The organism is Phaeacidiphilus oryzae TH49 (assembly GCF_000744815.1).
GTDB lineage: Bacteria > Actinomycetota > Actinomycetes > Streptomycetales > Streptomycetaceae > Phaeacidiphilus > Phaeacidiphilus oryzae.
In genome coordinates this window covers 2,751,742-2,772,655 of sequence record NZ_JQMQ01000005.1, presented here as the reverse complement: position 1 = coordinate 2,772,655, position 20,914 = coordinate 2,751,742, and the positions used below count along the sequence as shown (strand labels likewise).

At 75.2% G+C, this 20,914-nt stretch carries 13 protein-coding genes and 1 pseudogene; 9 read left to right on the top strand and 5 right to left on the bottom strand.

Features of this window, described 5'->3' with window-relative positions; all coding sequences use genetic code 11:
* Positions 1-436 precede the first annotated feature (436 nt).
* On the top strand, positions 437-1,198 hold the full coding sequence (locus BS73_RS16140; RefSeq protein ID WP_037573108.1) for a ferritin-like fold-containing protein: 762 nt from the start codon (positions 437-439) through the stop codon (positions 1,196-1,198).
* Positions 1,199-1,288: 90 nt separating this feature from the next.
* Here BS73_RS16140 and BS73_RS37420 read toward each other — a convergent pair whose 3' ends face one another.
* The 4 genes from BS73_RS37420 to BS73_RS16120 form a co-directional block, all read right to left on the bottom strand.
* Positions 1,289-1,660, bottom strand: coding sequence for a hypothetical protein (locus BS73_RS37420; RefSeq protein WP_037573106.1), 372 nt, complete (start codon positions 1,658-1,660; stop codon positions 1,289-1,291).
* A 191-nt stretch (positions 1,661-1,851) separates the two neighbouring features.
* Positions 1,852-2,079, bottom strand: coding sequence for a DUF3107 domain-containing protein (locus tag BS73_RS16130; protein ID WP_037573104.1), 228 nt, complete (start codon positions 2,077-2,079; stop codon positions 1,852-1,854).
* 103 nt (positions 2,080-2,182) lie between these two features.
* On the bottom strand, positions 2,183-2,842 hold the full coding sequence (locus BS73_RS16125) for a TetR/AcrR family transcriptional regulator (RefSeq protein WP_037573103.1): 660 nt from the start codon (positions 2,840-2,842) through the stop codon (positions 2,183-2,185).
* Between the two features lie 191 nt (positions 2,843-3,033).
* A complete protein-coding gene (locus BS73_RS16120) occupies positions 3,034-3,282 on the bottom strand; it encodes a hypothetical protein (protein WP_407675015.1) in 249 nt (82 codons plus the stop codon).
* An 80-nt stretch (positions 3,283-3,362) separates the two neighbouring features.
* Here BS73_RS16120 and BS73_RS16115 point away from each other — a divergent pair, with 80 nt between their 5' ends.
* The 5 genes from BS73_RS16115 to moeZ all read left to right on the top strand — a co-directional run bounded on the left by BS73_RS16115 (position 3,363) and on the right by moeZ (position 9,909).
* On the top strand, positions 3,363-4,286 hold the full coding sequence (locus BS73_RS16115; RefSeq protein WP_051939992.1) for an alpha/beta fold hydrolase: 924 nt from the start codon (positions 3,363-3,365) through the stop codon (positions 4,284-4,286).
* A 289-nt stretch (positions 4,287-4,575) separates the two neighbouring features.
* Positions 4,576-6,207, top strand: a complete 1,632-nt coding sequence (locus BS73_RS16110) for a glycosyltransferase (RefSeq protein ID WP_051939991.1) — start codon at positions 4,576-4,578, stop codon at positions 6,205-6,207.
* Positions 6,204-7,367, top strand: a complete 1,164-nt coding sequence (locus BS73_RS16105; protein ID WP_037573099.1) for a hypothetical protein — start codon at positions 6,204-6,206, stop codon at positions 7,365-7,367. Before BS73_RS16110 ends, BS73_RS16105 begins: the two co-directional genes overlap by 4 nt.
* Positions 7,368-7,671: 304 nt before the next feature.
* Positions 7,672-8,592 (top strand): NAD-dependent epimerase/dehydratase family protein, encoded by a 921-nt coding sequence (locus tag BS73_RS16100; RefSeq protein WP_037573097.1) that lies wholly within the window; start codon positions 7,672-7,674, stop codon positions 8,590-8,592.
* 138 nt (positions 8,593-8,730) lie between these two features.
* Complete coding sequence (moeZ, locus tag BS73_RS16095) at positions 8,731-9,909, top strand: adenylyltransferase/sulfurtransferase MoeZ (protein ID WP_037573094.1); 1,179 nt, start codon at positions 8,731-8,733, stop codon at positions 9,907-9,909.
* 151 nt (positions 9,910-10,060) lie between these two features.
* Here moeZ and BS73_RS16090 read toward each other — a convergent pair whose 3' ends face one another.
* Positions 10,061-12,757: a flippase-like domain-containing protein gene (locus BS73_RS16090; protein WP_051939990.1), complete on the bottom strand. Its 2,697-nt coding sequence runs from the start codon at positions 12,755-12,757 to the stop codon at positions 10,061-10,063.
* Positions 12,758-13,169: 412 nt separating this feature from the next.
* Between BS73_RS16090 and BS73_RS16085 the strand changes: the two genes are divergently transcribed.
* From BS73_RS16085 to BS73_RS16075, 3 genes and pseudogenes are all read left to right on the top strand, one after another.
* Positions 13,170-13,514, top strand: coding sequence for an MGMT family protein (locus BS73_RS16085; RefSeq protein ID WP_037573091.1), 345 nt, complete (start codon positions 13,170-13,172; stop codon positions 13,512-13,514).
* A 390-nt stretch (positions 13,515-13,904) separates the two neighbouring features.
* Positions 13,905-17,318 carry an ATP-dependent helicase gene (locus tag BS73_RS16080; RefSeq protein ID WP_063837153.1) on the top strand — a complete coding sequence of 1,138 codons (3,414 nt, stop codon included), beginning with the start codon at positions 13,905-13,907 and terminating at the stop codon, positions 17,316-17,318.
* A gap of 125 nt (positions 17,319-17,443) precedes the next feature.
* Positions 17,444-20,879 (top strand): annotated as a pseudogene (locus BS73_RS16075) (UvrD-helicase domain-containing protein).
* The last annotated feature ends 35 nt before the right edge of the window (positions 20,880-20,914 follow it).

Genomic DNA, 20,914 nt, shown 5'->3' with positions numbered 1-20,914 from the left:
TGGCCGCGCTGTTCCTCCCGGCCGTTCCACCGCTGCCCGGTCCGTTCACCGGGGGCCGCCGCTCCGGGCGAACCGGGTCCGGCGGGTTCCGCCGGTACGGTCTCGCCCCGCGGTGTGCGGGGCCGCGTACGGTGACGGCGGTCAGCTGTCGGCTGGTCGGGTACGGCGCGGGACCGCGTGACTTGCGGTCTGCGGCGTCCCTCGATGGGTCGGCCACTGCGAGCCCTATCCGTTCCGACGGAGAGAGCTCTGGTCGGTCGGAGCCGATCGTGCTACCGACCGGGCATCCGCGTACGTGAGGACCGGCGCATACGCCTGTCCTCGCTACCACCATACCGTCACGCGCCAGCTCGAACACGTGACGCGCACGACAACCTGTCCCAGGACCCGACCTGACCGGGTCGTAGGTCCCGGTCAGGGCCTAGAGTTCGGGGTCATGCAGAAGTCCGAGAATTCCGAGCGGTCGGAAGGCCAGGGGGCCGGGGCCGAGCAGGTGGCGAGTGAGTCGCCGATCGGCGACTGGGGGCGCTGCTCGGCCGACGCGCAGTACCGCGAGGCCGTGGTCGACCTGCTCGGCGCCCTCGCGTACGGCGAGCTCAGCGCCTTCGAGCGGTTGGCCGAGGACGCCAAGCTGGCGCCCGGCCTGGAGGAGAAGGCGGCGCTGGCGGGGATGGCCACCGCCGAGTTCGGCCACTACCAGATCCTCCACGACCGGCTGGTGGAGATCGGCGTCGAGCCGTCCGAGGCGATGCAGCCGTTCCGCGACCCGGTGGACTCCTTCCACCGGATGACCGCGCCGTCCGACTGGCTGGAAGGCCTGGTCAAGGCGTACGTGGGGGACGCCATCGCGGTGGACTTCTACCGCGAGGTGGCGATCCGTCTCGACTCCGACACCCGGGACCTGGTGCTCGGTGTGATGGCGGACACCGGCCACGCCGAGTTCGCGGTGGGCCAGGTGCGCCGGGCGATCGAGGAGGATCCGCGGGTCGGCGGCCGGCTCGCGCTGTGGGGCCGACGGCTGATGGGCGAGGCGCTCAGCCAGGCCCAGCGGGTGGTCGCGGATCGGGACGCGCTCTCCAACATGCTGATCGGCGGCGCCGAGGTGCAGGGCTTCGACCTGGTCGAGGTCGGCAAGATGTTCAACCGGATCACCGAGGCGCACACCAAGCGGATGGCCGCGCTGGGCCTGGCCTCCTGAAATCGGCCTTAGGGGCGCCGGGATTCAGGCCCCGGGCCTGAGTCCTCAGGCCTCAGGCCTCGGGCCTCGGGCCTAGGGCCTAGGAACCCCTCAGAGCCGGGCGGTGGGTCGTTGCGCGGCGGGGGCTTGCGGCTCAGGCGCCTGCGCGGGGCGCGGCGCCCTGGGCGGGCGCTGCGACTGGGTCGCCGCCTTCCGCCGCCCCGCCCGGTGCGCTGCCTTCCGCGGCTGGGCCAGCACCGACACCAGCAGGGCCGTCCCGATCGCGCTCAGCGGCGCCGTCTCGCCGAGATGCCGTCCGATCACGGTGTGCCCTATCCACCCCAGCAGCAGGGCGGAGGCAAGACCGGTCAGCACGGTGAGCGAGCGCGGCTGGGTGAACAGGTCCGGGAGGAGCAGCGCGGCCCCGAACCCCACCGCCAGGCCGATCGCGGCGAAGACGACGATCTCGACCCCGACCATCATCGGACCTCCTCGCAGTCTCGCGGCCACCTCGTTGGAGGCGATACCCGCGCATCGGCCCGCCCATGCGGTACCAGAGGTCCCTGAAGGCCCGGGAAGCGAACCGAACGGCGGCGGCCGGCCCCGGGATCACCCCGGAACCGGCCGCCGCCGTTCGTCCCTCACGCTCGGACCGCGCTCAGCGAGCGCTCGGCTCAGAGCGCGCCGAAGCCCACCTTGCGCTGGGCCTGCTCGCCGATCTCGACGTAGGCGAGCCGCTCGGACGGCACCAGGATGCGCCGGCCGTGCTCGTCCTCGAGCGCGAGCAGCCCGGTCTTCCCCTCCAGGGCGGCCGCGACGGCGCTCTGGACCTCGTCGGCAGTCTGCGCGCTCTCGATGACGATCTCTCGAGGCGCGTTCTGCACGCCGATCTTGACCTCCACGGCTTACGTCCCTCCGGGGTCGTGACCTCGCGCGGCACCTGCTCTCCGCGCTGCTGGCTGTTACGCCGCCAACCTTAGCTAGTGCGCCCACCTTAACCGGGGGTCAGACCTCCGGGGCCTCGCCGGCGTGCATCGGGAAGCCCTTGAGGCCGCGCCAGGACAGGCTGGCGACCAGGCGGACCGCCTCCTCCTGCGGGATCTCCCGGCCCTGGGCCAGCCAGAACCGCGCCGTCACCTGGCACAGTCCGCAGACCCCGACGGCCAGCAGCATGGCCTCCTGCTCGGGAAGGTCGGTGTCCTCCGCGATCACCTTGCTGACCAGGGCGGCGGTGTCGTGGGTGACCCGCTCGACCCGCTCCCGGACGGCCTCCTCGTTGGTCAGGTCGGACTCGAAGACCAGGCGGAAGGCGCCGGTGTCGCTGCCTACGTAGGCGAAGTACGCCTCGGTGGTGGCGCGCACCCGCTGGCGGTTGTCGGAGGTGGAGGTCAGCGCCTCGCGCACGGACTCGACCAGGGCGTCGCAGTGCTTGTCCAGCAGCGCCAGGTACAGCTCCAGCTTCCCGGGGAAGTGCTGGTAGAGCACGGGCTTGCTGACGCCGGCCCGCTCGGCGATGTCGTCCATCGCGGCGGCGTGGTAGCCCTGGGCGACGAAGACCTCCTGCGCGGCGCCGAGCAGCTGCTCGCGGCGGGCGCTCCTGGGGAGGCGGCCGGTGCTGGGCTTCCCCGGGCGTGGGCGCTCGTCCGTGTCCTGGGTGCTCGTCACGGCGTACCTCACTCACGGTCTCGGCGGGCTGGTGCTTCTCGAGCTGCCCCATCCTACTTGTGGGTAATCGAGTGTGTGCCAGGTCGTCAGGAGAAAGTCCGGGCGATCCGTTGTGCGGACCGCACAACGGATCGCCGGGCGAAACGGACTTCTGCCAACGGAACGGGCGACGGTGCTCCGCCGCCCGCCGGTCAGCGGTAGTCGTCCTCGTCGATCTGCACCACCCGGCGCTGTTCTGCGGCGTCGTAGGGATCGGCCTCGATGGGAGAGCCGGCCCCGGGGTCCGGGAGGGCGGAGTCGCCGTTCTCGTCCTCCGCGACGTCGTGCCGCTGCTCGGCGGTGTCCGCCTCCGGCGCCTCGATATCCAGTTCGGCGTTGTCCGGGGCGGCCTGCGGCTCGGCCTCGGCGGTCGGGCGGTCCTGCTCGGGCATCTCTGTCATGGCCTCTCCAGTACGTCCGGAATCGGCGTGGGGGACGGCGCCCGTCGAGGGCGTCCGCCCGCGTCCTAACATCGTCTCGCATGACCGAGTGTGCGCGCGCTTTCGAGGAATCCGCCCGGATCACGGGCCCGGCCGGCCGCCGGACCGTGGAGGTCCCCGGGGCCCGGCTCTCGGTGGCCGACTCGCCCGTCGACCGGGAGGGGCTGCCTCCCGCCCTCTACGTCCACGGACTGGGCGGCTCCGCGCAGAACTGGGACCGGCTGGCCGCCGAACTGGCCGGCACCGTGGCCGGCGAGGCGGTGGACCTGCCCGGCTACGGCTGGTCGGCGCCGCCGGACGACGGGGACCTCTCGGTGGGCGCGCTGGCCCGCACGGTCGTCTCGTACCTGGAGGTGAGCGGGCGCGGCCCGGTGCACCTCTTCGGCAACTCGCTGGGCGGGGCGGTGGCCACCCGGGTGGCCGCGCTGCGGCCCGACCTGGTGCGCACCCTGACCCTGGTCTCGCCCGCCCTCCCCGAGGTCCCGCCGCAGCTCAGCGCCTTCCCGACCGGATTGATGGCGGTGCCGGGGGTGCTCCGGATCTTCGAGCGGATGGCCCTCGGGCTCGCCCCTGAGCAGCGCACAGAACAGCTGCTGCGGCTCTGCTACGGGAACCCGGCCGCGGTGCCGGCCGCCCAGCGCGACCTGGCCACCGAGGAGTACCGGCGGCGGATGGCCCTGCCCTACGCCTCGGACGTGCTGGTGCGCACGGCCCGCGGGATCGTCCGGGCCTACGCGGAGCGCGGTCCCGAGGCGCTGTGGCGGCAGGCGGAGCGGGTGACCGCGCCGGTCCTGCTGGTCTACGGGCTGCGGGACAGGCTGGTGGCGTACCGGATGGCGCGCCGGGCGGCGGAGGCCTTCCGGGACTCCCGGCTGCTGGTGATCCCCGAATCGGGGCACGTGGCGATGATGGAGCACCCCGAGCAGGTCGCCCGGGCGGTGCGGGAGCTGCTCGCCGCCGAGTGACGGACGGGTCGCGCGGCGATCCGTTCACTCCTTTGGGTGGCCGGAGGCCGAATGCCCGGCTGAGTGTCGGAGGGCGGTCGTAGGTTCGTGCCCGTCGGACCGAACAGGAGTCCCCGCGTACGGCCGCCGACCGGCGCACCGGATGACGGCGCGTCTGTTCCCGCTGCCCGGTGGGGGGTTGAGCGTGCCGCGGGTGACGTACGGCGGAGCGGAGACCGCGAGGCCGGAGGTGCGGGGCCAGGGGCAGGCGACGCCGACGGGCTGTCCGACCCGAGCGACGGGAGGTCTCATGCGCATCGCGGTGGCGGTCACCGGGCAGGCACTTCCCTGGGCGGCCAGGCTGCGCAGCGGGCTTCCGGGGCACGATGTGGCGATCACCGACGTGACCGCCGCGACCGCGGTGCACGAAGGGCGGATGGGCCGCCGCGACCGGAGCCGGTGCCTGGACGCCTACGAGGAGCTGGTCCGCTCGCTGGTGCCGGCCGCGGGCCCCGCGCCCGTCGCGGAGCCGGGCCGGGCGGCCAGGGGCCCGGTGACCCGGGCGGCGGAGGCCGCGGCCGAGCGGTTCCGGTCGGCGCTCTACGCGCTGGCGGACGCGGCCGCGGCGGCCGGCGGGCTGGGCCCGGTGCTCCGCCCGGAGGCGGCGGTCGCGGTCGTCGAGTCCGTCGGCGACCAGGACGGGCCGGGCGGCCGGGACCTCCAGGACGCCTACCACGCCGCCGAGTTGCTGGCCGCCTGCCTCCGGCCGCTGGCGGACGCCGGCCGGGTCCTCGGCGGCGAGCTGGCCTCGGTGGACCTGTGGCACTCCGTCGGCGGCGGCCGGACGGTGCTGCCGGGCCTGCTGGCCCACCGGGCGTACGGGATCCCGCTGGTGGTCACCGAGTTCGAGTCGGCGCTGCGCGGTGCGGCGGACGCCGCCGCGGGGCTGCGCCGGGGGGCCCGCCGGCTGCCGCTGGCGCTGCTCCGGATGCTCGCCCGCGAGGCGTACCGCAGCGCGGGGGTGATCACTGCCGGCAGTGCCTTCACCCGCCGCTGGCTCGAACACTGCGGGGCGGAACCGGGCCGGCTGCGGGTGCTGCCGGAGGGGCTGCCCTCGGTGGAGCGCCCGGCCGCCGGCCCCGAGCCGGCCACGCCGACCCTGGCCTGGCAGGGCAGCCTGCTGCCGGGATGCGGCCTCGAGACCCTGCTGCACGCCTTCGCGGCGGTGCGGGCGGCACTGCCGGAGGCGCTGCTGCGGGTGCACGCACTGCGGAGGGACGAGCGGTACGTCGCCGACTGCCTCGCCCTCGCCCGCCGGCTGGGGCTGCTGACCGAGTCGCGGCCCGCGGGCGGCCCGGAGCCGGTGGCGCTGCTGGCCGGCGAGGTCGGCCCGGCCGACGCCGGCGGCAGTGTGCTGGTGCTGCCGGAGTACGACCGGCCCGCCCCGCACGAGCTGGCCGCGGCGATGGCGACCGGGCGGGCGGTGGTCGCCACCGACGTCGGAATGAGCCGCGAACTGCTGGGCCCCACCGGCCTCCTGGTGCCCCCGGGCGACCCGGACGCCCTGGCCGCGGCCTGCGTCGCGCTGCTGCGGGACCCGGAACGGCGGTCCCGGCTCGGCCTGGCCGGCCGGCTGCGCGCCCAGGAGCGCTGCGCCGAGCAGGCGGCGGTGGAGGCCTTCGGGGACATCTACCTGGAGCTGATCTCCCGCGCGCCGGGATTCCCGGGCGCGGGCCGGGCGCCGGGCGGCCCACGGCCGTTCGCCCACCCGGTGGAGTTCTGGCTGTCCGGAGAACACCAGGCGCACACAGAGCGCCAAGAGCACGGAGAGCGCCAGGAGCACGGCGAGGGGGAGCCGGGCGGGCGGGCCGGGGCGCCGCACGCCGAGCTGGTCCCCGGCGGATCGGGGAGTTCCGGGGGTCTGGGGGGTGCGGAGGAATGAGCACGGCCGATCCGGTACGCGAGCTGATGGAACGTCACCACCGGCTCTGCGTCGAGGCGGTGGACCCGCTGGAGATCGCCGCGGCGCTGGAGGCGGAGGGCCTGGGGCCGGGCGCCGCCACGCGCTACCGGCACTCCGACGTCTTCTCGCTGGCCGAGGAGCTGCACGCCAGGGCGCCCGGCGAGGCGAACCGGCGCGGCCGCCCCAGCGGCTTCGCCGCAGTGCCGCGCAGCGCCTCCGGCCGGTTCCTCGGCCGGGCGCTGGGCGGCTCCCTCGCAGCCGCCGCGCTCTGCCTCGGCACGGCGGCAGCGGCCCGCGGCGGCTGGCCGCCGAGCAGTGGGCGGGGGGTGGACGCGCTCCTCGCCGGCCTGCTGCTGGCCGCCGTCCTGTGGAGCTCGGGCGCGGTGCGCGGCCCCTGGGCCTGGCCGGCGGCGCTCGGCGCGGCCGGTCTCGTGGCGGTGCCGCTGAGCGGCGCGATCGTCGGCGCCTCCGACCTCGGTGGCGCCGGCGGGACCGCCGCCAGGACGCCGGCCGCCGTGGTCGCCGCGACCCTCGCGCTGGGCGTCGGAACGGCGGGCGTCATCGCCGACTGGTACGCCGAGGTCGGGCGGGGGCATCTGCGGGCGACCGGCAGCCGGTCCGGGTTCCGCTCCCGGATGCGGGTGGTGCTCCCGGTGGCCGCGGTCGCCCAGCTGGCGCTGCTCGGCGCGGTCTGCCTGGTGCTGCTGGTGGTGCCGTCCCTCGCGCTGGGGGAGCGGGCGGGGGCGGTGGCCGCGCCCACGGCGCCCTTCGGCGGCGCGGGCCCGCCGGTGTGGGGCGGGCTCGCCGCGGCCGGCCTGGTGATGCTCCCGGGCGCCGCGCTCAGGGCCTGCGGGCGCCCGCGGATCGGCGCCGGGGCCCTCCTCGCCGGAGCGCTCGCCACCCTTGCCGCGGCCCTCCTGCCCGCGCTCTCCGTCGTGCTGCCGGGCCTGCCGGCGAGCGGTCCGGCGCAGCCGGGCGGGGTGATACCGGCCTGGTCGGCGGCGGTGGCCGCCGCCCGGAGCGGATCCGCCGAGCTGTACGGCTGCGGAGCGGTCGCCGCCGTTCTCCTCCCGTACGCCTGGTGGGTGCTCCACCGGCCGGAGGCGCACTACCTCCCGCTGGTCCGGACGCGGCCCTGAGCGCCCCGGCGCCCAGCGTGCCGGCCCCGCGCGCCCCGCGGCGGCGCACCCGCGCCTTCACCACCACCACCACCTCCACCTCCGCCCCGCGCCCGGGAAGCCGGGTCCCGACCGTCCGTCCCCGGCGTACCGGCGGCCCGACCATCGGCCGGTACGCGCGGTCCGGCGCCGCCGCGCCCTCCGGCGGGCGCCGGCCGCGCGGGCGCCGCGCACCACCGCGGCCCGCCCGCGACCACTCAGACCGTTCGCACAGAACCCCGGGCCCACCGAGAGAAGGGCCCGCACAAGGAAGGAATCGCGCCTCATGAGGGTGCTGCTGCTGGGAGCCGATGGATTCATCGGCCGCCGTGTCGCGGACCGTTTCTTCACCGACCCCGAGCTCCAGGTCACCGTGCTGGGCCGGCGGGACTCCGCGGACATCCGCTTCGATCTCGCCTCCGGCAGCCCCGGAGCGCTCACCCGCTTCCTGGACGCGGTCATGCCGCGGGTGGTGGTGAACTGCGCGGGGGCGACCTACGGCACCCAGCGCGACCTGGTCCGCGCCAACACGGTGGCGGTGGCCACCGTCTGCGAGGCGATCCGCCGCAGCGCCGAGCCGGCCCGGCTGATCCATCTGGGCTCCGCCGCCGAGTACGGCCCGGTCTCGATCGGGGCGGCCGTCCCGGAGAGCGCCGACCCGCGGCCGATCGGCCCGTACGGGGTGAGCAAGCTGGCCGGTACGGAGCTGGCGCTCTCCTCCGGGCTGGACACCGTGGTGCTGCGGGTCTTCGACACGGTCGGCCCGGGGGCCCCGGCCGGCTCCCTCTTCGGACGGCTGGCGGAGAGCCTGCGCCGCGCGCTGGAGCGCGGCGAGCCGCAGGTGCGTACCGCGGACCTGTCCGCATTCCGAGACTTCGTGGACGTCCGGGACGTCGCCCGGGCCGTTCACGCGGCGGCCTTCTCGGCGGCCACCGGGGTGGTGAACATCGGCAGCGGCAGCGGCACCAGGCTGCGGGACGCCGCCGGGCTGCTGGTCCGGGCGGCCGGCTTCGAGGGCAGGCTGGTGGAGGAGGGCCGCTCGGGCGGGCCGATCGTGCCAGGTCAGGACCCTGGCGACCGTCCGGGCGAGGTGCTCTGGCGGCAGGCGGACGTCCGCACCGCGCGGGACCGGCTGGGCTGGCGGCCGCGGGTGCCGCTGGAGGAGTCCCTGGCGGACGTCTGGACCGAGATCGCCTGCCGGGTCTGAGCGGTGTGACCCGGATCTCACGAGGCGGCGCGCGTCTCACGCGCCGTCTCGCCGTCTGGACCCGCCGTCCCGGAATAGCCGACGGCATGGCACTGTTGGCCGCAGGAAACAGCCACCCGAACACCCATCGGAGCCACCGTGTCGCTGCCACCCCTGGTCGAACCGGCCCCCGAGCTCACCGTCGACGAGGTCCGCAGGTACTCCCGCCACCTGATCATCCCGGACGTCGGGATGGACGGACAGAAGCGGCTGAAGAACGCCAAGGTGCTGTGTGTCGGCGCGGGCGGGCTCGGCTCTCCCGCGCTGATGTACATGGCCGCGGCGGGTGTCGGCACCCTCGGCATCGTCGAGTTCGACACCGTCGACGAGTCCAACCTCCAGCGGCAGATCATCCACGGCCAGTCCGACATCGGCCGCTCCAAGGCCGAGTCCGCGCGCGACTCGGTCAAGGAGATCAACCCGTACGTGAACGTCGTCCTCCACGAAGAGCGGCTGGACAACGACAACGTCATGGAGATCTTCGCCCAGTACGACCTGATCGTCGACGGCACCGACAACTTCGCCACCCGCTACCTGGTGAACGACGCCGCGGTGCTCCTCGGCAAGCCGTACGTGTGGGGCTCGATCTACCGCTTCGACGGCCAGGCCTCGGTGTTCTGGGCCGAGCACGGCCCCTGCTACCGCTGCCTCTACCCGGAGGCCCCGCCGCCCGGCATGGTCCCGTCCTGCGCTGAGGGCGGCGTCCTCGGCGTGCTGTGCGCGTCGATCGGGTCGATCCAGGTCAACGAGGCGATCAAGCTGCTGGCCGGGATCGGCGAGCCGCTGGTCGGCCGTCTGATGATCTACGACGCCCTGGAGATGCAGTACCGCACGGTGAAGGTCCGCAAGGACCCGAACTGCGCGGTCTGCGGCGAGAACCCGACCGTCACCGAGCTGATCGACTACGAGAGCTTCTGCGGGGTCGTCAGCGAGGAGGCCCAGGAGGCCGTCCAGGGCTCGACGATCACCCCGAAGCAGCTCAAGCAGTGGCAGGACGACGGCGAGGACTTCTTCCTGGTCGACGTCCGCGAGCCGAACGAGTTCGAGATCGTCTCGATCCCGGGCGCGACGCTGATCCCGAAGAACGAGTTCCTCATGGGCAACGCCCTGGAGAAGATGCCGCAGGACAAGAAGATCGTCCTGAACTGCAAGACCGGCGTCCGCTCCGCCGAGGTCCTCGCCGTCCTGAAGTCCGCCGGCTTCTCGGACGCGGTCCACGTCGGCGGCGGCGTCGTCGGCTGGGTCAACCAGATCGAGCCGGAGAAGCCGATCTACTGACGGCCCGGCACCCCGGATGAGCCCGAAGGGCGAATCAGGGCCGCGCGGTTCCCCGCGCCCCTGGTTCGCCCTTCTTGGCATCCGCTCTTCTTGGCATTCGCCCTTCTCGGCATTCGCCCTTCTCGGCCTTCGCCCTCCGGGTGCGAGCCCCCTACAGCAGCCCCTTGCGCTGGAGGTAGGCGAACGCGCCCCAGCCCGGCAGAACCGGCAGCCAGTAGGTGAGGGCGCGATGCAGCAGCACCCCCGTCAGCGCCGTGCTGTACGGCATCCCCGCCGCCGTCAGCCCCGCGCTCAGCGCGACCTCGATCGCCCCCACCCCGCCCGGCGTCGGCACCGCCGATCCGGCCGCGTTCCCCGCCAGATACACGGCGACCACCGCGGCGAAGCTGAGATGCCCGTCGAAGGCGAGCAGCGAGAAGTACAGGTTGGCCGCCAGCGTCAGCGTGATCAGCACGCTTCCGCCGACCCCCTCGACCAGCTTCGAGGGCCGCTGCAGCAGGTCCAGCATCCGCGGGATCACCCCGGCGAAGAGCGACTGCAGCCGCTCCAGCACCCACCGCCGCACCGGCGGGATCGCCGCCGCCACCATCACCAGCACCGCCACCACCAGCACCCCGGCGATCACCGTCCGGGACGGGGTGACGTCCTTGGTGGACTGGGTCCCGGCGACGAAGCCGAACCCGAGCAGCAGGAGGAGGTGCACCACCGCGCCCACCAGCTGCGAGGCCCCCACGCTCGCCACCGCCTGCCCCGGCCGCACGCCGGACCGCTGCAGATACCGGGTGTTGAGCGCCACCCCGCCGACCGCGGCCGGCGCGACCAGCTTCACGAAGGAGCCGGCCACCTGCGCCAGCAGCGTCTTCTGGTACGACAGCTTCTCCGGCACGAACCCGGTGAGCTGCATGGTGGCCGCGCCGTAGCTGGCGACCGCGCAGGCCACCGCGACCGCCGCCCAGCCCCAGTTGGCGTGGGCGATCAGCTCGGTCGGCGGGTGGCTGGTCAGCTGGCCGATCAGGAAGTACATCGCGAAGGCCGCCGCGATGACGGTGATCAGCGTCTTGGGCTTCAGCCGCTCCAGCTTGACCGGCTCCACCGGGGCCTGCGGGACCTTGGCGAGGATCCGCTCGCGGAGCCCGGAGAGGAGGTCGGTCGGCGGCAGCTCGTTGAGCTCCTCCGCGCTGAGCTCCCCGGCCTTGAGCTGCTCGGTGTGCTCGGCGTCCGCGGCGGCCCGCCGCTCCCGGTTGTAGTGGCGGAGTTCGGCGCGGGTCTCCCGGGAGAGGGCGACCGGCTGGAGGAGGGCCAGGCAGTCGGCGGTGCGTTCGGCGCCGAGGATCTCCACGGCCAGGTCCACCGCCCGCTCGGGGCCGACCCGCAGGCCGAAGGTGGTGAGCAGCTGGGCGATGTCCATCCGCATCAGCAGGTCGCTCGCCGCGATCTCGCCGCCGGCCAGGTTCAGCAGGCAGGTCACCTCGTGCTCGGTGACCAGCAGCGAGTCGGCGGTGAGCCGGCGGTGGGCGATCCGACGGGCGTGGAGGCAGCTGACGGCCCGCCAGGCGGTGGCCATCGCGCGGTCCGCGACCTCCTCGGCGTGCAGGGCGGTCAGCGAGCGGCCGCCGATCTGCTCGTAGACCAGGATCACCGCGTCCGGGCCGAGCTCGGAGGTGGCGATCAGCCGGGGGGTGGCGGCACCGGCCGAGGTGGCCGCGTAGGAGATCAGCGCCTCCTGTTCGAGGGCGGCGCGCAGGGTGCGGGGGCCTGCGTGGGCGGCGGCTCCGCGCAGCCGGAGTCGGCTCCACAGCCGGTAGAAGAAGCCGGAGGCGAGCTGTTCCCGGTCGATGACGTGGACGTCAAGCGGCGGCCGGTCGTCCTCCTGGACGACCAGGTAGCGGTGGGTGTTCTCCGGCCCGTCGGTCGCCCGGTGGGCGGTGTGCGGGGTGAAGCCGACCTTGCGGAGGCCGGTGAGGAGGTGCTCGGTGGTGGGCCGGACGTTCGGCGCCCCCACGGCGTAGAGGGTGCCGTAGGCCACCGAGAGGCCGAGGCCGATGGTGACCGCCACGGACAGCGGCGTGGTGTAGCCGCCGATGATCTCGGCCAGCGCGTCCAGCGCGACCACCACCCACAGCGCGATCCGCCAGCGCGGCCGGGACTGCATGCCGACCGCGGTCATATAGGCGATCACCGGGGCGAGATAGCCGTGCACCGGGTCGGTGAGGGTGGTGGAGCCGGGGGTGACGGTGGCCAGCGCGAGGGTGATCGACTCGGGGGCGGCCTTGGCCACCCACAGGTCGATGCCGAGGGAGAGCCCGTGCGCCAGCACGGCGGCCAGCACGCCGTCGGCGACCCGCAGCCCGTCCCGCTTGATCAGCCGCTCGACCGCGAAGGCCAGCGGGACGACCAGGACGGCGGCGCTGGACGCCAGGCCGACGAAGGAGATCAGGAAGCGCGGGATGCGGTCGGTGGCCGAGAGGATGTCGTCCTCCAGGCCGCTGGTGGTGTTGTGGGCGAAGCCGATCAGCACGAAGATCGCGGCGACCGCGAGGATGCCGGTCAGGAACCGCATCAGGTCCGCGGGGCGGTGCACCCGGGCGGCGAGCAGCGGCTCGTGGGTGGGGACCGGGGTGTCCGACTCGGGGTCGGTGACCCCGGTGCCGCTGAGGTCGGCGGCCTCGTGGTCGAGGCCGTCCCCGCCAGGGGTGCCGTCGCCTCCGGCCCCGCTGCCGTCACCGGGTTCGCCCCGGCTGGTGCTGCCGTGTTCGACGCCGTCCCGGGCGCCGGCCCCGCGGGCCTCCCGGCCCTCCCGGCCCTCGCCTCTGCCCGCCTCGTCGTCGGTGGTCTTGACCAGGTTCACGCGTTTCGTCCCGCCCCCGTGTTCTGCCGTTCCGCCCTTCGCGCTGTGCTCGTCGTCGCCCGCGTCCGCGCCCGCGTTCGTGCCGGCGCCCCCGGAGGCCGCCGCGGAACCGCCGTCAGCGGACCGTTTCACCGGGCGGCCTGACGCCCCGTCGGCCTGCGCGAAGGACCGGCCGGAGGGGGAATCAGGCAGGCCGGGCGACTGCCCGGCTCCTGCGCTCGATCCGCTCATCCCTGGTCCCCAGTCCTCCGGTCATTCCGCACCACCGAGGTCAAGGGTGGCATGGGGGAGCGGTGGTCGCCGGTGTCGGGGCGCGCGGGCTGACCCCTCGGCGGATGCTACATTCCCACGCTCGGCGGAGTGCAGGGTTATCCGGGGGATCTCAGGGAAGTCCCCGAGGGCTTGGCGGGCGGTGCGGGAGGGTGTCGTAGTGGATGAGCTGCCCGACTATGTCGAACGCGTTCTCGAGGTCGCCGAGCGGATTCCGGCCGGACGGGTGATGAGCTATGGCGACGTCGCCGAGTACCTGGGCGAGGGCGGTCCCCGGCAGGTGGGCCGGGCCATGGCGCTCTATGGCGGCGGCGTCCCCTGGTGGCGGGTGGTCCGCGCGGACGGCGTCCTGCTGGCCGGCAGCGAGCTGCGGGCGCTGGAGCACTACCGCGAGGAGGGCACGCCGCTGCGCGAGCGGGGCGGCCCCGCGGCCCGCGACCACGTTCCGCGCCTGGACATGCGGCGCGCCCGCTGGGACGGCGGCTGACGGGTCGGCAGCGGGCGGCAGGAGTCCCGCGCGCCGGTAGCACCGGCGTCCCTCGTTCGGCTGGGACTTTCGGGAAATCGGTGCTCGAACACGTTCGAAGAGGCAGGATCGTAGGCTCGCTTCCGGAAGCCACGTCCGGGGCGCCTGCGACGCGGGCACCGGATGTGACCCCGACCGCACCACTCGAACCGCCAGGACCAGCGCCGTGACCCTCCCCGCCGACCCCTCCGGGCCCGAGCCGACGCCGACGCCGCCGCCCCCGCCCACCGCGCGGCCGCGCCGCAGGCTTACGCGCCCTCGGGGGCGACCGCGACCCCGGGGGTGACCGGGCTCTCGGGAGCGACGGCGCTCTCGGGAGCGACCGCGCTCTCCGCCGTCTCGCCCTTCCGGCTGGTCCGGCGCCCGGTCGAGCCCGCGGTACGGCCGGTCCCTGACGAGCACCAGCGGGCGGTCGTCGACCACCCCGGCGGACCCCTGCTGGTGCTGGCCGGGCCCGGAACGGGCAAGACGACCACCCTGGTCGAGTCGGTCGCGGCCCGGATCGAGCGGGGCACGCCGCCGGACGAGATCCTGGTGCTGACCTTCAGCCGCAAGGCGGCCGTGGAACTCCGGGACCGGATCGCCGCCCGGATCGGCGCCGGCGCCGAGGCGCCCCAGGCCACCACCTTCCACGCGTACTGCTACGCCCTGGTGCGGGCGCACCAGGAGCCGGGGCTGTTCAGCGAGCCGGTGCGGCTGCTCTCCGGACCCGAGCAGGACGTGATGGTCCGCGATCTCCTCGCCGGCGCCGCCGAGGACGCCAGGGCCGGGGCGGAGCCCGGCGGCCCCGCCGGCCGGGTCTGGCCGGACGAGCTGCGCGCGGCCCTCACCACCCGCGGCTTCGCCGACGAGGTCCGGGCCGTCCTGGCCCGGGCCCGCGAGCTGGGCCTCGGCCCCGAGGCGCTGGCCCGCTTCGCGGACTCCGCGGGCCGCCCCGACTGGCGCGCTGCGGCCGGCTTCTTCGCCGACTACCTGGACGTCCTCGACCTCCAGGGCACCCTCGACTACGCGGAACTCGTGCAGCGCGCGGTACGGCTCGCCGAGGACCCGGAGATCGGCGAGCGGCTGCGCCCCAGCCACCGGGTGGTCTACGTGGACGAATACCAGGACACCGACCCGGCACAGGTCCGCCTCCTCCAGGCGCTGGCCGGCGGCGGCCGGGACCTGGTCGCGGTGGGCGACCCCGACCAGTCCGTCTACGCCTTCCGCGGCGCCGACGTGAACGGCATCCTCGACTTCCCGCACGCCTTCCCGAAGGCGGACGGCTCGCCGGCGGACGTCCGGGTGCTCGGCGTCTCCCGGCGCGCCGGGGAGCTGCTGACCGCGGTCTCCCGGGAGGTCGCCAGGCGGCTGCCGGTGGGCCGGCTGCCGGCGGCCGCGCTGGAGCGGCACCGGGGGCTGCGGGCCGCACGTCCCGGCGGCCGCGCGGAGGTGTACACGTACCCGACGCCGGGGGCCGAGCTCGACAACATCGCCGACCTGCTCCGCCGGGCCCATCTGGAGGACGGGATCCCGTGGGGGGACATGGCGGTCGTGGTGCGCTCGGCGCAGCACTCCGTCCCGGCCCTGCGCCGAGCCCTGACCACGGCGGGCGTCCCCGTCGAGACGGACGCCGACCTGCTGCCGCTCCGTCAGGAGCCGGCGGTCTCCCCGCTGCTCACCGCGCTGCGGGTGTGCGCGGAGCCGACCGCGGGCGGCGAGGAGCCGCCGCGGCCCGACGAAGCGCAGCCGGACGAGTTGCGGTCGGACGAGTCGCGGCCGGACGAGTCGCAGCCGGGGGAGCGGCAGCAGCCGGACGAGCCGCGCCCGGCGGAGAGGCCGCTCTGGCCGGCGCTCTCCGTGGAGACCGCCCGCCAGCTGCTCACCGGGCCGCTGGCCGGCCTGGACGCGGGCGAGCTGCGGCGGCTCGGCCGCGCCCTGCGTGAGGAGGAGCGGAACGCGATCCGCGCCTCCGGCGAGGCGGCCCGCCCGCCGCGGCCCGCCGAGCAGCTCGTCCGGGACGCCCTCGCGGAGCCCGAGCGGATGGTGGCGCTGGACCGCTCGGTCACCTCCCGGGCCCTCCACCTCGGCCTGCTGCTGCGGAAGGTGCGGGACATGCTCCTCGGTGGGGCCACCGCCGAGGAGGCCCTGTGGGCGCTCTGGGACGGCAGCGAGCGCTGGCGGAACCGGCTGGAGTCCGCCGCCCTGCGCGGGAGCGGGGCCGGCGCCCGCAACGCCGACCGCGATCTGGACGCGGTCTGCGCCCTCTTCGAGGCCGCCTCCCGGGCCGAGGAGCGGGTCGGCGGCCGGGGCGCGCTCAACTTCCTCACCGAGCTGGAGTCCCAGGAGATCGCCGCGGAGACCCTCGCCCGGAGCGCCCGGCGGGGCGCCGTACGCCCGGACGCGGTGCGGCTGCTGACCGCGCACCGGTCCAAGGGGCTGGAATGGCGGCTGGTGGTGGTGGCCGGGGTGCAGGAGGGGCTCTGGCCGGACCTGCGGCGCCGCGGCTCGCTGCTGGAGGCGGACCGGATCGGCCGGGAGGGCCTCTCCGAGCCGCTGGCCCGCGGCAGCCTGCTGGCCGAGGAGCGGCGGCTGTTCTACGTCGCCGTCACTCGGGCCCGCGAGCGGCTGGTGGTGACGGCCGTCCGCGCGCAGGCCGAGGACGGCGACGAGCCCTCCCGCTTCCTCCGCGAGCTCTACCGGGAGCAGCCGGACGGTGACCGGTGGCCGGCGGTGCGGGTCGCCGAGGTGGCGCACCGGCCGCGCCGGCCGCTCTCGGTGCCGGCGCTCGTCGCCGAGCTGCGGGCGACCAGCGTGGATCCGGCGGCGGCGCCGGCGCTGCGCGCGGCCGCCGCAGAACGGCTGGCCCGGCTGGCCGCGCTGACCGACGAGGAGGGCACCCCGCTCGTGCCGTCCGCGCATCCGGACCGCTGGTGGGGACTGGAGGACAGTACGGAGAACGCCAACCCGGTGCGCGATCCGGACCAGCCGCTGCGGCTCTCCGGCAGCTCCCTCGGCCAGGTCAACGACTGCGCCCTGCGCTGGTTCCTGGACCGCGAGGTCCGCGCGGACAGCAGCACCAGCGCGGCCCAGGGCTTCGGCAACGTGGTGCACGTCCTCGCCGAGGAGGTCGGCTCCGGGCGTACGCCGCCGGACGCGGACGTGCTGATGGCCCGGCTGGACACGGTGTGGGACGCGCTGGCCTTCGACGCGCCGTGGAAGTCCGAGCAGGAGAAGGCGGAGGCGCGGGCGGCGCTGGAGCGGTTCCTCCGCTGGCACGCCTCGCCGCGCGGGCGGTCGCCGGTGGCGGTGGAGCATCCGTTCGAGGTGACGGTGAAGATCGGCGACCGGCTGGTCGAGCTGCGCGGCTCGATGGACCGGGTCGAGCGGGACGAGGACGGCCGGGTGCACGTGGTCGACTTCAAGACCGGCGCGCAGAAGCCGACCGCGGCGGAGGTGGCCGAGCATCCGCAGCTCGGCGTGTACCAGCTCGCGGTGCGGGAGGGCGCGCTGGACGGGGTGCCGGGCGTGGACGCGGGCGCCGGGAGCGGCGGGGCCGAGCTGGTGCACCTGCGGTTGACCGCGGGGGCGAAGGCACCGGACGAGCCGGCCGTGCAGGCGCAGGACCCGCTGGGCGAAGGGGACTTCGTCGAACGCCTGCTGGGCGAGGCCGCCGACCGCGTCCTCAACGAGCGCTTCACCCCCACCCCGGGCGACGGCTGTGCCCGCTGCGCCTTCCGCCGCGCCTGCTCGGCCCACCCGGAGGGGCGCGGGGTGGTCCCCTAGCCCCGGGCCCCGGCCGGGGTGCCTCCCGGAGGGCGCACCGGGGGCGACGGGGAAGCGGCGCGGCTGGGGCGGAAGAATTCGGGCCCCCGCCCCGGATGTCAGAGCCGGGCGATAGCCTCGCAAAAGTGCACCAGCAGCTCAGCAGTCCCGAGGAGCTCGCCGAACTCCTCGGGATCCCCTTCACCCGCGAACAACAGCACGCCATCACCGCCCCCCTCGCCCCCGGCGTGATCGTCGCCGGCGCCGGCTCGGGCAAGACGACGGTGATGGCCGCCCGCGTGGTCTGGCTGGTCGGCACCGGCCAGGTCCGCCCGGACCAGGTGCTCGGCCTGACCTTCACCAACAAGGCCGCGGGCGAGCTCTCCGAACGCGTCCGCCACGCCCTCGCCAAGGCCGGCCTGCTGGAGCCGGACCCGGACGAGGAGGACCCGGGCGAGCCCGAGATCTCCACGTACCACGCCTTCGCCGGCCGTCTGCTGAAGGACCACGGCCTGCGGATAGGCCTGGAGCCCGACGTCCGGTTGCTCGCCGACGCGACCCGCTACCAGCTGGCCGCCCGCGTGCTGCGGTCCGCGCCCGGCCCGTACCCGGCTCTGACCCACTCCTTCGCCACCCTGATCGGCGAGCTGCTGAGCCTGGACGGGGAGCTGGCGGAGCATCTGGTCTCCCCAGCCGGCCTGCGCGAGTACCAGCAGAGTCTCGCCGCCGAGCTGGCCTCGGCCAAGCTGACCAACAAGGACCTCCGCAGGGTTCCGGAGACCCTGGAGGCCCGCGCCCAGCTGGTCGAGCTGGTCGAGCGCTACCGCGCCCGCAAGCGGGAGCTGGGGCTGATGGACTTCGGCGACCAGATCGCCGCAGCGGCCCGGCTGGCGGACACCCGTCCCGAGGTCGGCCGCCTGCTGCGGGAGCAGTTCGCGGTGGTGCTGCTGGACGAGTACCAGGACACCTCGGTGGCCCAGCGGATCCTGCTGGCCGGGCTCTTCGGCGGCGGCACCGGGCATCCGGTGACCGCGGTCGGCGACCCCTGCCAGGCCATCTACGGCTGGCGCGGCGCCTCGGTCGCCAACCTCGACGACTTCCCCGAGCACTTCGCGCGGGCCGACGCCGACCACACCCCCGCCGCCCGCTTCTCGCTCAGTGAGAACCGCCGCAGCGGCGGCCGCCTCCTGGCCTTCGCCAACGACCTCGCGGCCCCGCTGCGGGCGATGCACGAGGGCGTCGCCGCCCTCCGTCCGGCCCCCGGCGCCGAGCGGGAGGGCTTCTCGCGCTGCGCGCTGCTGGAGACCCACGAGGACGAGGTGGGCTGGCTGGCGGACCGGATCGCGCACCTGGTGCGCACCGGCACCCCGCCCGGCCGGATCGCGGTCCTCTGCCGGGCCGGCGGCGAGCTCTTTCCGGACGTCCACGCCGCCCTGGTCGCCAGGGACGTCCCGGTCGAGGTGGTGGGCCTCTCGGGGCTGCTCGACCTGCCGGAGGTGGCCGACCTGGTCGCGGTCTGCGAGGTGCTGGACGACCCGACCGCGAACGCGGCGCTGGTCCGGCTGCTCTCGGGGCCGCGCTGGCGGATCGGCCCGCGCGATCTCGCGCTCCTCGGCCGCCGGGCGAGGGACCTGGTGGCGGCGGCCGGCCAGGACGCCTCGGCGGTGGACGACAAGCTGGCGGGCGCCGTCGCCGAGACCGACCCCACCGAGGTGGTCTCGCTCGCCGACGCGCTGGAGACCTTCCTCTTCCCCGGCCAGTCCGGGGTGCCCGAGCTGCCCTTCTCGGACGAGGCGCGGGAGCGGTTCGCCCGGCTCGCCGCGGAGATCCGCGAACTGCGCCGCTCGCTGGCCGAGCCGCTGATGGACGTGCTCCACCGGGTGCTCTCGGTCACCGGCCTCGAGGTCGAGCTGGCCGCCTCGCCGCACGCGCTGGCCGCGCGCCGGCGGGAGACCCTCCACGCCTTCCTGGACGAGGCCTCCTCCTTCGCCGATCTGGACGGCGATCCGTCGCTCACCGCCTTTCTCGGATTCCTCCGCGCGGCAAGGGAGTTCGACCGGGGCCTGGACAACACCCTGCCGGGCGGGGACGACACGGTGAAGGTGCTCACCGCGCACAAGTCCAAGGGCCTGGAGTGGGATGTGGTGGCCGTTCCCGGACTGGTCGAGGGCGCGTTCCCGAGCTCACGCTCGCGCGAACGATGGACCGCGCGCCCTTCTGTGCTTCCGCACGCCCTGCGGGGCGACTCGGGGACCCTCCCGGAGGTCGGGGAGTGGACCTCGAAGGGGCTGAAGGCCTTCGAGGCGGGGATGCGTGAGCATGCCGCGGTGGAGGAACTCCGCCTGGGCTACGTCGCCTTCACCCGCCCGCGGGAGCTGCTGCTGGCCTCCGGCCACTGGTGGGGGCCGAGCCAGAAGAAGCCGCGCGGGCCGTCCGAGTTCCTCACCCGGCTGCGCGAGTACTGCGAGACGGGGAACGGCGGGGAGATCGACCACTGGGCCGAGCGGCCGGCCGAGGACGCGGAGAACCCGGCGCTGTCCCGCGGTACCGAGTACCCGTGGCCGCTCCCGCTCGACGCGGAGGCGCAGGCGGCCCGCCGCCGGGCCGCGGAGGTGGTCCGCGCGCGGCTGGCCGCGGTGGCGCCCGCGGGCGAGCCGGCGTCCGGCGATGCCGCCGTACCGGGGCCTGCGGGCGAGCCGGCGCCCGGCGACGGCGCTGCCGTACCGGCGCATGCGGGCGAGACGGCGCCCGCCGGCGAGTCGGCGGCCGGCGACGGCGCTGCCGTACCGGCGCCCGCGCCCGGGAGGGGCGCCGCCCCGGGGACGCGCCGGAGAGCGGGACGGGTCCGAGCTCGTCCCCGAGGACGCCCGGGTGGTGGCCTCCTGGGACCGGGACCTGGAGGCTCTCGCCGGTGAGCTGCTGCGATCCCGCTCCCGGGTCCGCGAGGTCGCCCTGCCGCAGACCCTGACGGCCACCCAGCTGCTGCGGGTGGCCGAGGACCCGGACGGCTTCGCGCGCGATCTCGCCCGCCCGATGCCGCGCGCCCCGCAGCCCGCCGCACGCCGGGGCACGCGCTTCCACGCCTGGGTGGAGTCCCGGTTCGAGCCGCTGATGCTGCTGGAGCCGGACGGCCTGCCCGGCGAGGAGGACGAGGCCATCGAGGACGAGCGCGACCTCGCCCGGCTCAAGGAGGCCTTCCTGCGCAGCGAGTACGCCCACCGCACGCCGTACCGGGTGGAGGTGCCGTTCCAACTCCGGCTCGGGGGGCGGATGGTGCGTGGCCGGATCGACGCGGTCTACCGCACGCCGGACGGAGCCGAGGGCGTCCGCTACGAGGTGGTGGACTGGAAGACGAACCGTCAGGAGACCGCCGATCCGCTCCAGTTGGCGATCTACCGGCTGGCCTGGGCCGAGCTCGCGGGCGTACCCGTCTCGCAAGTCGCCGCTTCGTTCCTTTATGTCCGCAGTGGGAACGTTGTCCGCCCCAATCGTCTCCCGAACCGCACGGAACTCGTACATCTGCTGGTGGAACCCTCCGGAGACGGGCATACCGGTGGACAAGGGGAACAAGCCGCGGGGTGACCGGGACGACAGGCCTCCGCGGGGGTGACGACCAG